The sequence below is a fragment of the Mesorhizobium sp. P5_C1 genome, from assembly GCF_054049815.1.
Genome location: NZ_JBFULQ010000130.1, coordinates 1 through 12,908, shown reverse-complemented (window position 1 = coordinate 12,908; position 12,908 = coordinate 1). Strand labels below are relative to the sequence as shown.

Here is a 12,908-nt window from a genome sequence, read left to right as displayed (position 1 = left end):
TGCAGGTGTCACCGGCGACGGTGTGGATTTCCTCGACTTCCGGATACTGTGAAACCGCCATCAGTTCCGGTGTCTTTCCCCAGCCCTTGGTGTCGATGTGGACGAAAGCCAGCAGCGGCTTGCGCACCGCGTGGGGATCGATGATTGCCGCGGTGTTGCGGATGGCGCCGCTGCGCCGCAGCCGCTTGACGCGTTCGTGCGCCGCCGGCGGTGAAAGCCCCACGCGATCACCGAGCTCGGCATAACTGACCGTCGCGTCATCGACCAGGACACCTAATATTTTTCGGTCAATTGAGTCGAGCTCACGGGCGGCAGACCTGTTCTGCGGAATGCCATCTGTTTCTTCGTCCATGCTGAACTCTCCGGTTGCCGCAGAATTTAATGCGGTCATTATGGTCATATGTCGAACGCTGATCAAGTTGCACCATTGGCCGCGAACGCCCGGGCGCCCATCCCGGCGCTCGCTTATCTTTTGACCGGATGCATCGCCGTGATCGGCTCGAATTCGCTTGTGCTGGGCCCGATCGCACCGGCCGTGGCCGCGTCGTTTGCGACCAGCGTACCGGTGGTCATGATCGCGGCTGCCGTGTTCGGCCTCGGCACCTCCGCAAGCGCCCTGTTCCTGGCACGCTACATCGACCGGGTTGGCGCCCGCCGGATGTTGCAGGGCGCATTGCTTTTGCTGGCGATAGCGCTCGTCGCCAGCGCGGCTGCACCGACGGTGATGATGCTGGTCGCGGCACAATTGCTCGCCGGCATTGCTGCCGGTATCGCCATGCCGGCGATCTATGCCAGTTCCGCGGCCATCGCGCCGCCTGGCCGGGAAAGCGGCACGATCGGCGTCGTGCTGACCGGATGGACGCTGAGCATGGTCGCCGGCGTTTCGCTGTCGGCCGTGCTTGCCGATCTCGTGCATTGGCGCGCCGTTTTCGCCGCGGTCGCGCTGCTGGCAACGCTTGCCTTGGCCGGTCTTACAGTGTCGTCACTGAGCGACGCCAGGAAAAGCGGCCCGGCGCCGACGCCGCTGGAGGCGCTCGGCATTCCCGGCATCGTGCCGCTGCTCATCGCCTGTGCCGCCTTCATGACAGCCTTCTACGGCGTCTATGGCTATCTCGGTGATCACCTGCACAGCGGATTGGGGAGACCGGTCAGCGCCAACGGATGGGCAGCACTTGCCTATGGCATCGGCTTCGGCACGGCTGCTCTCCTCGACGGCGTCATCGATCGCCTGGGCGCCCGTCGCGTCATGCCATTTGCCTATCTTCTTGTCGCCGTCGTCTATGTCGCCATGGCCGCGACGTGTGGCAGTTTCGGCCTGACCATCGCCATGGTGGCGGTCTGGGGGCTTGCCAATCATTTTGGACTTAACGTCCTGGTGATGCGCCTGTCGGCGCTCGATCCTTCGCGGCGCGGCACGATCATGGGCTTGAACAGCGCGGTGACCTATCTGGCGGTGTTTGTCGGCACCACCGGCTTCGGCCCGCTCTATTCCAGCTTCGGTTTCGCCACCTGCGCGACGGTTGCGGCATTGCTCATGCTGGTTGCCGCTTCGGCGGCGGCGTGGCGCACGCGATAAAGCGGTTCATCGTTTCGCGGAAACGCCGAACCGCTCTATCTCTTCCGTTTTTGACGCAATTCCCAAGGGAAAACGCTATGCGCTTTTCCCGGGAAAACCGCTTCACACTTTTCCTGGAATTTGCTCCAGTTGACAGACTGTATTGGCCATCCGTCTTTCACACGATTGACAGCGGCGCCCTGCCCTTTCATACAAACGGCGTTAATGTTCTCAGGGCGGGGTGAAAGTCCCCACCGGCGGTAAGGGTTTCGGCCCAAGCCCGCGAGCGCTTTCCGGTCCACGCTCAATGCGTGGATTCTTAAGTGCTAGAGCGTCCCTTACGCGTCCAAGAGGACGCGTGGCGCTCTAGTGGAGAGGTCAGCAGATCCGGTGTGATTCCGGAGCCGACGGTTAGAGTCCGGATGGAAGAGAACGAACGGAACACGGACCGTCTCGGCGGGCCGGATTTCGTATCGTGCGTCCTGATTCTGGTTCGAAACGGAAGGATGGACCCATGAATCAGCATTCCCACAAAGACTATGAAACGACCCGCATCGCCGTTATTCGCGCGCGCTGGCATGCCGACATCGTCGACCAGTGCGTGCAGGCCTTCGAAGCGGAACTGGCTGACATCGGCGGCGAGCGCTTCGCGGTCGATGTCTTCGACGTGCCCGGCGCCTACGAAATTCCGCTGCACGCCAAGACCCTGGCTGGGACCGGCCGCTATGCCGCGATCCTCGGCACGGCCTTCGTCGTCAATGGCGGCATCTACCGGCACGAGTTCGTCGCCAGCGCCGTCATCGACGGCATGATGAATGTGCAGCTGTCGACCGGCGTGCCGGTGCTGTCGGCGGTGCTCACCCCGCACAACTACCACGACAGCGCCGAGCATCACCGCTTCTTCTTCGAGCACTTCACCGTCAAGGGCAAGGAGGCGGCCAATGCCTGCGTGCAGATCCTGGCGGCGCGGGAATTGATCGCGGCCTGAGATCGCCAAAACGCCCGGATTTCAGCCCTGCAACAAGAATTGCGACCGACAGGACCGCAGAAGGTTGCGGTTGGCCTGAAATCCGGCCAGAAGCATCAGGGGCCGACCGGCGACCGGCCGGCCCGCGACGTTGCGCTTGAAACCAGATACGGGAGACTATTGGGTGGCTCGCATAACACTGAGACAATTGCTCGACCACGCAGCCGAATACGGCTACGGCGTGCCCGCTTTCAACATGAACAATATGGAACAGGGCCTCGCCATCATGGAGGCCGCCGAGGAGACCAAGTCGCCGGTCATCCTGCAGGCGAGCCGTGGTGCTCGCGCCTACGCCAATGACGTCGTGCTGGCCAAGCTGATCGACGCGCTGGTCGAAATCCACCCCGACATCCCGRTCTGCATGCATCTCGACCACGGCAACAACGAAGCCACCTGCGTCACCGCGATCCAGTACGGCTTCACCTCCGTGATGATGGACGGATCGCTGAAGGAGGACGGCAAGACGCCGGCCGACTATGCCTACAATTCCGGCATCACCMGGCGCGTCGTCGACATGGCGCATTGGGGCGGTGTTTCCGTCGAAGGCGAGATCGGAGTGCTTGGCTCACTGGAGAGCGGTGGGGGCGAGCAGGAAGACGGCCACGGCGTCGAAGGCGAGATCAGCCACGACCAGCTTCTGACCGACCCGGAACAGGCGGTGGAGTTCGTCAAACACACCCATGTCGATGCGCTGGCGGTTGCCATGGGCACCAGCCATGGCGCCTACAAATTCTCGCGCAAGCCGGACGGCGCGGTGCTGGCCATGAACGTCATCGAGGAGATCCACCGCAGGCTGCCCAACATGCATCTGGTCATGCACGGCTCGTCGTCGGTGCCCGAGGATCTGCAGGAGATCATCAACAAATATGGCGGCCAGATGAAGCCGACCTGGGGCGTGCCGGTCGAGGAGATCCAGCGCGGCATCAAGCACGGCGTGCGCAAGATCAACATCGACACCGACAACCGCATGGCGCTGACCGGCGCGATCCGCAAGGTGCTGACCGAGAATCCGAGCGAGTTCGATCCGCGCAAGTACCTGACGCCGGCCATGGCGGCGATGCGGAAGCTCTGCAAGGAGCGCTTCGAACAGTTCGGCACCGCCGGCAATGCGCAGAAGATCAAGCCGCTGCCGGTGGCCGAAATGGCCAAGCGCTACAAGTCGGGCAGTCTCGACCCGAAATTCGGCTGAGCTCGATCAACCATCCAGAGCCGCCAAGCAMATGCTGGCGGCTCTGGTGGCTGTTGTGTTGTGCTTCATTCCGGCGTCTCTGCCTCGGCGCGGACAAGCTTGATGTCGGCGCCGGCCGCCCATGCGCCGATATCCTCGCGGCGCAATGCCGCCGCCATCAGGTCTGGAAACAGATCCGGCGTGCAGGCAAAGACCGGGATGCCGAGCGCGGCAACGGAGCCTGCCATCTTGGGGTCGTAACCGGGCCTGCCCTGGTCGGTCAGCGCCAGCAGCACCACGACATTGACGCCGGATCGAACAAGTGCTGCCAGCCGCTGCAGCAATTCCTGGCCGTTGCCGCCCTCATAAAGGTCGGTGATCAGCACCATGTGCGACTTGGTCGGCCGTTCGATGCGCTCCGCGCAATAGGCGACGGCCTGGTTGATGTCGGTGCCGCCGCCAAGCTGCACGCCGAACAGGACTTCGACGGGATCGCTGAGTTCCTCGGTGAGATCGACGATGGCCGTGTCGAAGCAGACGAGCTTGGTCCGCACGACGGGTAACGAGGCCATCACCGCGGCAAAAATCGAGGCGTAGATCACCGAGCTTGCCATCGAGCCGGATTGGTCGACGCACAGCACAACCTCGTCCAGGTCGACCAGCCTTCGCTGTTTGCGCATGAAGCCGACCAGCTTCTCCGGCACGATGGTTTTATGCTCGGGCTGGTAGTGGCGAAGGTTGGCCGAGATGGTCCGCGGCCAGTCGATGTCGCGCTGGCGTGGCCGATTGGTGCGCTGCGATCGGTCGACCGCGCCGCGTATCGCCTCGGCCGTCTTCTGCTCCAACCGCTGCATCAGCTTGGCGACGATATCGGCGATGATCGTACGCGCGATGTCCTTGGTCTTGGCCGGCATGACCGAGCGCAGCGAAATCAGGTCGGCAACGAGATTGACGTCCGCCTCGATCGCCTTGAGGAACTCGGGCTCCATCAGCATCTGCTTCAGGTTGAGGCGTTCGAAGGCATCCTTCTGGACGATCTGCACGACCTGCGCGGGAAAGAACGACCTGATATCGCCCATCCACTGTGCCACCCGCGGCGCCGAACGGCCGAGCCCGCCGCGGCGCTTGCGCGGATCGGCAGCCGCTTCGCCGGCGCCATCGCCATAGAGCGCATCGAGCGCCGCAGAAAGCCGCTTGTCCGTGTCGGAAAGCGAAGTCGACTTCTCGTCATCGGCGCCGATCGCCAGGCGCCAGCGGCGCTCGCGTCCGTCATCGCTGGCGGGTTCGTTCATTTCGGCCGCGTCATCCATTGCCGTCACCGCTCGTCAGCAAGGGTCCAAGCCGTTCCAGGTGCCGGCGCCAGGCCAAGTCGCCATCCGGCGTCGGTGTCAGTCCGGCAGGCAGGCGTGCGGCGCGGCCGAGCACCGCTTCGATCAGCCGCCGCCGCTCCATCGAGTCCAGATGCGAGAAGACCCGGCGCAGCAGCGGCAGATGCGCAATGAAGGCATCTTCGTCGAGGGATTGGAGCCAGGCATCGACCGCTCCGCGCAGGGCCTCGTCATAGATGAGCCGTTGACTGGCGGTGCTGAAGAAGCCTTCGAAGAACCCTGCGGCCTCCATGACCGGCGTTCCCGGCGACAGGCGCCGTGCGATCAGGCCCGCCGCGGCGTCGGCGGACAGATGGCCGGCTTCGTAGAGCAGATGCGCGGCGCAGCCTGCCACCAGCGCCGTCGATCGCGATCCATCGAGCACCGCAGCCAGTCCGTTGCGCCAGGCATCCAGCACGTCTTCCCCAGGTTCGACCAGCCTGATCGCTTCGTCGGCCTTGCGCATCGCGCCAACCAGCGTCGTCGAAGCCTGGTCATCGAGGTCGCGGGCGGCATAGGCGAGTGCTATCCCGCCTTCGATGATCAGCCGTTCCAGCAGACCGGACAGGCGGGCCGTTTCCGTCTTGCGCGCCTCGCCATAGCGGATGATGCCGGCGAGCGGCGGCACCGATGCCAGAATTTCCAGGCACTCGCTGCTGTGCGCCGCGCGTTCCTCCAATGCCACGAGACCGGCGGTCGACGCCTCGGACAGGTTTGCCGTGATGGCGCCCTGAACCAGTCCCGCCAGCGCGTCGAGAGAGGTCGACGCGCCGATCATCTGGATCAGCCGGCCATTGGCGGCCTTCTCGATTGTCGGCCCATAGATCAGGTTCTCGACCAGGCGAACGGCATATTCCGGCTCCCACGAGAGCGTCCATCGCTCGCGGAACGTGCCGCGGCTGCGTCCGCTGTCGGTCAACTTGCCCCAATGCACGCCAAGCACGTTCAGCCGGTGCAGCAATGTCGAACGAAACAGCCCGCTTTCGCTGCGCAAATCGATCGAGAGTTCGCGCTCGAGCGCCTCAGGCTTCAGCCGCGCCGCCTTCTGGTTGCGCTGCAGATCCTCGATCAGCGGCGCCATTGGCGTGTCGGGCGGAATTTCACCGACATCGGCGCCCAGCAGCAGCTCGGCTTCGACCAGCGCCCAAAGCAGCGCTTCGCCGTTGAACAGGGCGGCGATCGCGGCATCGCGCAATTCCTCGAAACCAGGCTTTGGCCGCTCACGGATCGCGGCCAGCGCACGCGCCAGCCGTTCGGCTTCGATCAGCGAAGCGGTCGAGACCATATGTCCCTTGCCTCTCAGCACCGCCGCGATCATTGCGAGCCACAAGGTTGCCGCGTCGTGGCGGCCGCGCGTGCGCCACAGATGCTTGCACCAGCCGGGCGCGACGACACCAGCGCCATAGCCGAAGCCCAGGGCCAGGCGTGGCCCCGTCCATGGCGCCCAGGTCATCGTGCTCTTGCGCCGGGCGAGCCCCTTGAGAAGGGCCTGGTCCTCTTTCTGCGGTCGCGTCACTTGCAAGGCAGGCACATGCCAGGCGCCGCAAACGACTGCGATCGGCCCCTCGAATTCCTTGCGCGCGGCGGTGATTTCAAGCCGCATATGCGCTTCACGCCTGGCCTCGAATTCGGCTAGCGGGCCCTCGCCGTCGCGTAGCGTCGTCATGGCATCGGAAATCGCGGCAAAGATGGGACCTGGCTGCGGGTTCTGCTCGATGATATCGGACCACCAGCTCTCGCCATCTTCATAGCCGGCGGCTTGCGCCAGTGTGCCGATCGGGTCACGCAAATGCTGAGCCGTCTCGTTGTCGGCGCCGGGTTCCGCTTCATCGGCATCGGCATCCTCAGCATCATCAACCGCCGCAACCCGGGCCGATGACGGCAGGTCGATGAACCGCAAGGCCGCGTTGTTGGCGACAGCCCACAGGGCCGCCTGGTATTCCGGCGAGAACTCGGCGAAGGGCCAGAAGCTGGTCGAGGCCGGATCGTCTTCCGGATAGCAGAGCAGCGCCACCGGCGGCTGCATTTCGGGCCGGGCAAGCAGCGGCAGCAGCGCGGAGGCATCGGCCGGCCCTTCGATTAGCACGGCGACCGGTTTCAAGTCCTGCAACGCCTGCACCAGGCTGTCGGCGGAGCCGGGCCCGTGATGGCGTATGCCGAAATAGGAAACGTCGCTCAACGCCATGGCGTCAGATCGCCGCGTTCAAGGCCGCGTAGTAGCCGGCATAGTCCGGCCGCTTCTTGAGCACTGTTTCCAGATATTCTTCCAGCACCAGCTTGTCCTGCACCGGATCCTTCACGATCGCGCCGACCAGGCTCGCAGCCAGGCCTTCGGCGCCGAGCTTGCCGCTGTCGAACCAGGCCGCCTGGCTGAGGCCGCCAACCATGGTGGCGATGGCCTCCGCCGTGGACAGCGAACCGGACGGTGTCTTCAACGTCACCTTGCCATCGGCGGTGGCACCGGAGCGCAATTCGCGGAAGATGGTCAGGACGCGGGCGATCTCCTCGCCGACATTCTTCGGCACCGGCAGGTCGAGGCCGCCGGCCATCTCGCCGACCCGCTTCGAGACTATCGCCACTTCTTCCGCCATATCCTCGGGCAACGGCAGCACGACGACATTGAAGCGGCGCTTCAATGCCGATGACAGCTCGTTGACGCCCTTGTCACGGTTGTTCGCCGTGGCGATGATGTTGAAACCGCGCTGCGCGTAGATCGACGTGTTGAGTTCCGGGATCGGCATCATCTTTTCGGACAGCACGGTGATCAGCGTGTCCTGCACGTCAGAGCCCATGCGCGTCAGTTCCTCGAGGCGGCAGAGCTTGCCGTCCTGCATGGCTCGGTAAAGCGGCGTCGGCACCAGCGCCTCATGGCTCGGGCCCTTGGCCAGAAGCTGCGCGTAGTTCCAGCCATAGCGGATCTGGTTCTCGTCGGTGCCGGCCGTGCATTGCACGATCAATGTCGAGTCGCCCATGATGGCGGCGGCGAGATGCTCCGACACCCAGGATTTGGCTGTGCCCGGCACGCCGAGCAGCAACAGCGCCCGGTCGGTGGCGAGCGTCGCCACGGCGGTCTCCATCAGCCGGCGGCGGCCGACATATTTTGGCGTTATCAGCGTCCCGTCGTCGGCCTTTCCGCCGAGCAGATAGGTGAGAACCGCCTTGGGCGAAAGGCTCCATCCGGCGGGCTTTTGCCGGTCGTCATTGCGCGAGAGGGCCTGCAACTCGGCGGCGTAGGCCTGCTCGACCGGAAGACGGATGACTGCGTTCATTTGCTGCTCCCGAGTGATCATGTGTCGATTCCAGGCCCGTCCAGTGCCGCATTGAGGCGCAGGAGACCGAGCGATGGCGCCGCCGGCGCCATGCCGGCCGCAACGACATCCCCGATCAATTTTTCTGCCGTCGCCGCTGTCGCCAGAAAGCCCAAATTTTCCAGTGTCTGGTCGGCGCTGCGCTTCACCGGCTCGTCGTTTCCCGCAACAGCGGAACGCAATGCCGGGAGCGTCTGGCCATTTGTCAGGTCGTCCCATTCCAGCCAGCCTGCTTCGACGCCTTCGACCTGGGTGAGCGCGTGAAGATCGTACGTGTMTTTCAGGATTTGTCTGATCAAGACGCGCTTCCTGCCGCTGTCCAGGCGCGCCATGAGATGGAGGACGAGAAGCGCCGACTTGCCGCCTTCGGCGACAAGTGCGTCCGCCAAATGCGCCACCGCCGCCTCGCCGCCGGACACCGAGACCATTCGAACGAAAAAGAGATCCGCCTTGTCGTCGACGCCGAATTGCCATGCCCCGACGAAATCGGACTCGGTGACGCCGAAGCGGGCAGCGAGATCTCCCAGGTAGCAGGTCGCAAACAAATCGACGCGACGGCTTTCTTGACTGGGCGACTTGAGCTTTGCCGGTGCGTAGTTGGTGCGGCGGCGGAAAAAGCCGGATTTRCCTTCCGAGATGAAGGCGGCGAGCTCGGCCGCCAGATCTTCCGGCCCGCCATCGCCTGGGTTGCCTTGCTCTCCCAATCTTGCCAGCAGCCGGCCAGCCACTTCGCGCACCCTGCCGGAGCGATCGGCGAAGAGGCTCTTCAGGAACGGCGTATCGTCGGTGCTCAAACCGACGCCCATGAGTTCGATGAGTGAGGACCTGACTTCCGCCGGCTCATTTGATCCCTTGGCCTCGATCAGTTGCCTGGCCAAAGCCGGAGCGGTGCGGCGCATATCGGTCAGTGCGGTACGGCGCGCAGCAGGATAAAAATCGTCCCAGGTTTGCGCGGTCAGTTGCTCCCTGCGGGATTGTTTTTCGCCATCCACACCTGCCTGCCAGTCGACCCAGGGGGCATAAACACCCGGAACCTCCCGATACGACGCCGCGGGCATCCAATCCATTGGGTGCAGAACAAAACCCCGGCTGGCGACGAGCGTCGCCACGCGTGTCTTGAACCTCGCGTCAGCTGCATGCTTCAGCGCCGCTCGCAAAAGCGGCCGCTGGCGCTCCGGCAGCATCGGCATGGCAAGTTCAGGCAGTGGCGGGCGTTGTTTCAGCATCTTCGGCGCGGCCGGCCGCAAGGCAATGTCGAGGGCCTTCGCAGCGATCGCCAGTAGCCGGCGCTCGCGCTCGTCGGGATTTGCGTTGGCGGCGATCGCCTTCCAAGAATCCGGAGCCAGGTCGAACGCGGTTCCGCCGGTGATCCAGCAATCGCGCATGGCCGCGAGCCCGGTCAGCTCGATCTCGTTCATGACAGATCAAGCCTCCCGAAGCCGCTTTGTGCCGCCAGCAACTCAAGCCGGCTGCCGTTCCAAAGTGCGGCCGTTGCCTTGAGGTCCAGCCCAAGCAGCGTTGGATTGACAGTGTCGGCGATCGGCAAGGCGATGCCGTGCGGATCGCCGGCGGCCTGCCACCAGGCCGCACCCCGATCGTCCAGCAGGATCGCTCCAGGCGGCAGCATGACAGGAGAATCGGTAGTCCAAGGCGCAGTGTCCTGGCGAGCACCATGGTCCGCGAGCGGATCGGATACGCCAAAGCTGAAGGCCGGCCAATCACCGGAGGCCATGTCTCCCTTGCGGTCCGCCACCAATGCGCGCAGCGGCTGCCGCGCAGGATAAAAGACCAACCTGGCCTCGAAACGGTCGCCAGATGTGAAGGCGTGGGATCGGCGACCGGCGGAAGCCGGAAAAAAGTCGAGCAGCAGGGCGAATTGCGGGGTGGTGCTGTTGAGGTCGAGCAGCCAGGTCGAATGGCTGACAAGACCGTCACGGCGTGACTCGATCTTCTCGCCAAGCACTTCCCAGATGCTTTCGATCTGGGTCGCATCGGGATTGGCCAGCACCTGTTCGCGACTTTCGGAGGTCGATACCAGCCGCTTCAATTCCGGGTCGTCGGGTGCCGATTGCCAGGCTTTGGCCAGCAGAACGAGCTGGCCAAGTTCGCGGATCGCCATATCCGGCCGTTCCTCGCTGCGCACTGCCATCAGCCGTGACGGTATCTCGTCGATGCGGCCGGCAAGTGCCGTCGCCTTCATGTCGACCAACCGCGCGGCAATCCGGCGGCAACGATCGCTGCTGTTGTCGACAAAGCCGGCAAGGCCAAGCCGCAACTGGTCGGCGATCCATTGATCGAGTTCATCCAGTCCTGCCGACACGGCGGATCGCGTGTCTTCAGCCCGCTTGCGCTGCGCTGCCTCGCGGCGCTCAACCGCGGCCGCGTCCTCGACGACAGAGCTTTCGTCGCGCGCGGCTTCGCCGATGCTCTTGCCTCCCACACCTTGTGTCGGTTCCACAGGTTGCGACGTGGTCTTCCTGCGGCGGCTCAGCCAATCGTTGACCCATTCCGGCGTCGAGCCGGCCGCGGCAAAGCTGGCCGGCGTGGTGGCGGCGATCCACATCAGCGCCAAAGTGTGCTTGCAGGGAAATTTCCGCGACGGGCAGGTGCATTTGTAACCATGGTCGCCGGTGTCGACGACCACACGGTAGGGATTGGAGCCGGAACCCTGGCATTCCCCCCAGATGAGAGCCAGCTCTTCGTTCTTTTCGAGCCGGGGCCAGTTCGATTGCTTGGTCAACTTGGAAGCGGCGCTCAACGACGCCTGGTCGGGCGCGAGCGCCTCGATGGTTTTCAAGTCAAATTCCAAGCCGCGCCTCTCGTCGCTCGAACGAATGCCGGTTGCCAGTATAGATGGCCGTCTGTGAAGGATTCTTGTAGCAGCAGAGGGATAGAGACCGATACAGCGGGCCGCAAGTGCGCTGAGCAAAGCCGGTACGCAGGCCACAGCGTTGTCAGGCACCCTTTGCCAGGAAGTGCGCAGAGATGGCTACTGAAGCGTCCGCGCCGGCGGCTGGCCGACATGGCCCCGGGCGATGCCGGCATCGGCGTCCTCTGCCCCAAAGGCGCGATCGAGCCCGGTCGCCACCACAGAAACCCTGAAGCGGCCTTCCATGCTCTTGTCGAAGATGGCGCCGACGATGATGTCGGCGTCCTCATAGACCTCTTCGCGGATGCGGGTAGCGGCCTCGTCGACCTCGAACAGGGTCATGTCCCTACCGCCCGATATCGAGACCAGGACACCCTTGGCGCCCTTCATCGACACTTCGTCCAGCAATGGGTTGGCGATCGCGGCTTCCGCCGCCTTCATCGCCCGGCCGTCGCCGGAGGCCTCGCCGGTTCCCATCATGGCGCGGCCCATGTCGCGCATCACCGATTTGACATCGGCGAAGTCGAGATTGATCAGGCCTTCCTTGACGATGAGATCGGTGATGCAGCTGACGCCGGAATAAAGCACGCGGTCGGCAATGACGAACGCATCGGCGAAGGTGGTCTTGGCATCGGCGATCCGGAACAGGTTCTGGTTCGGGATGACGATCACCGTGTCGGCGCTTTCGCGCAGCCGCTCGATGCCCTCTTCGGCCATCTGCATGCGGCGCCTGCCCTCGAAAGCGAAAGGCTTGGTGACGACGCCCACCGTCAGGATGCCGGCCTTGCGCGCCGCCTGGGCAATGATCGGAGCAGCGCCGGTTCCCGTGCCGCCGCCCATCCCGGCGGTGACGAAACACATATGCGTGCCGGCCAGATGATCCATGATCTCGTCGAGCGATTCCTCGGCCGCGGCGCGGCCGATCTCGGGAAGCGATCCGGCGCCCAACCCTTCGGTGACATGCGCGCCAAGCTGGATCAGCCGCGTTGCCTTCGACATGGTCAGCGCCTGCGCGTCGGTGTTGGCGGCGATGAATTCGGTCCCCTGAAGCTGCTCCGCGATCATGTTGTTGACGGCGTTGCCGCCGCCACCGCCGACGCCGATAACGGTGATCTTGGGTCTCATTTCGGAGATTTCGGGCTTCTTGCACTCGGCCATGCCTGTTTCTCCTTCGCCAATTGCGCGCGCTTCACGACCCATCCGCAGACTGCCTGGGGAGATTGCAATCGAGCGGCATGACGCGAATCAGTCCGTTCGGATGGGTACCTCAAAAAGCCAGAGAGCGGCCAGAGGTGCAAGTGCAAGCAAGGTCAAGTTTTGTGATGATGGTTTTGCACACCGTGGCATGGACGCCGGCAGCCAAGGCCCCGGCTGTGCCGACACGGCTTGCGGCGCTGCGATCGGTGCGTCTATCATGCCGGCTGAGAAGTCGCTGACTTCGGCGTTCTCGCCGCGTTCGGCCAACCAAGACTATCTGCGGCTGATGTCGTCAGGGTCAATTTCAGAACGAATGAAGTAGCGCCCCCCGCCAATGGCCGACAAAACACAATTCGGGTTGACCGCCGTCGACACCGTCCCCTTGCATGAGAAGGTCTATCTGGAGCTTGTCAGAGC

At 64.0% G+C, this 12,908-nt stretch carries 10 protein-coding genes and 1 riboswitch; of the genes, 3 read left to right on the top strand and 7 right to left on the bottom strand.

Annotated elements, in window-relative coordinates:
* On the bottom strand, window positions 1-352 hold a 352-nt coding region (locus ACXJ7R_RS13165), incomplete at its 3' end, for an Lrp/AsnC family transcriptional regulator (protein ID WP_457152214.1).
* 48 nt (window positions 353-400) lie between these two features.
* Here ACXJ7R_RS13165 and ACXJ7R_RS13160 point away from each other — a divergent pair.
* From ACXJ7R_RS13160 to fba, 3 genes are all read left to right on the top strand, one after another.
* Window positions 401-1,576: an MFS transporter gene (locus ACXJ7R_RS13160; protein ID WP_457152213.1), complete on the top strand. Its 1,176-nt coding sequence runs from the start codon at window positions 401-403 to the stop codon at window positions 1,574-1,576.
* Window positions 1,577-1,778: 202 nt separating this feature from the next.
* Window positions 1,779-1,993, top strand: a riboswitch (FMN riboswitch).
* Window positions 1,994-2,069: 76 nt separating this feature from the next.
* Window positions 2,070-2,543, top strand: coding sequence for a 6,7-dimethyl-8-ribityllumazine synthase (locus ACXJ7R_RS13155; RefSeq protein WP_111546962.1), 474 nt, complete (start codon window positions 2,070-2,072; stop codon window positions 2,541-2,543).
* 163 nt (window positions 2,544-2,706) lie between these two features.
* The gene (gene fba, locus ACXJ7R_RS13150; protein WP_457152212.1) at window positions 2,707-3,771 is read left to right on the top strand and encodes a class II fructose-bisphosphate aldolase; all 1,065 of its coding nucleotides are present in this window, start codon (window positions 2,707-2,709) and stop codon (window positions 3,769-3,771) included.
* Window positions 3,772-3,836: 65 nt separating this feature from the next.
* On the opposite strand, the gene ACXJ7R_RS13145 is transcribed toward fba, so the two are convergent.
* The 6 genes from ACXJ7R_RS13145 to ftsZ all read right to left on the bottom strand — a co-directional run bounded on the left by ACXJ7R_RS13145 (window position 3,837) and on the right by ftsZ (window position 12,452).
* Window positions 3,837-5,060: a VWA domain-containing protein gene (locus ACXJ7R_RS13145; RefSeq protein WP_457152211.1), complete on the bottom strand. Its 1,224-nt coding sequence runs from the start codon at window positions 5,058-5,060 to the stop codon at window positions 3,837-3,839.
* The gene (locus ACXJ7R_RS13140; protein ID WP_457152210.1) at window positions 5,053-7,302 is read right to left on the bottom strand and encodes a DUF5682 family protein; all 2,250 of its coding nucleotides are present in this window, start codon (window positions 7,300-7,302) and stop codon (window positions 5,053-5,055) included. Before ACXJ7R_RS13140 ends, ACXJ7R_RS13145 begins: the two co-directional genes overlap by 8 nt.
* A 4-nt stretch (window positions 7,303-7,306) precedes the next feature.
* A complete protein-coding gene (locus ACXJ7R_RS13135) occupies window positions 7,307-8,386 on the bottom strand; it encodes an ATP-binding protein (RefSeq protein ID WP_457152209.1) in 1,080 nt (359 codons plus the stop codon).
* A gap of 17 nt (window positions 8,387-8,403) precedes the next feature.
* Window positions 8,404-9,615, bottom strand: a complete 1,212-nt coding sequence (locus ACXJ7R_RS13130; protein WP_457152208.1) for a DUF5691 domain-containing protein — start codon at window positions 9,613-9,615, stop codon at window positions 8,404-8,406.
* A gap of 224 nt (window positions 9,616-9,839) precedes the next feature.
* Window positions 9,840-11,222, bottom strand: a complete 1,383-nt coding sequence (locus tag ACXJ7R_RS13125; protein WP_457152207.1) for an SWIM zinc finger family protein — start codon at window positions 11,220-11,222, stop codon at window positions 9,840-9,842.
* Window positions 11,223-11,414: 192 nt separating this feature from the next.
* Window positions 11,415-12,452 (bottom strand): cell division protein FtsZ, encoded by a 1,038-nt coding sequence (gene ftsZ, locus ACXJ7R_RS13120; protein WP_457152206.1) that lies wholly within the window; start codon window positions 12,450-12,452, stop codon window positions 11,415-11,417.
* Window positions 12,453-12,908 lie beyond the last annotated feature (456 nt).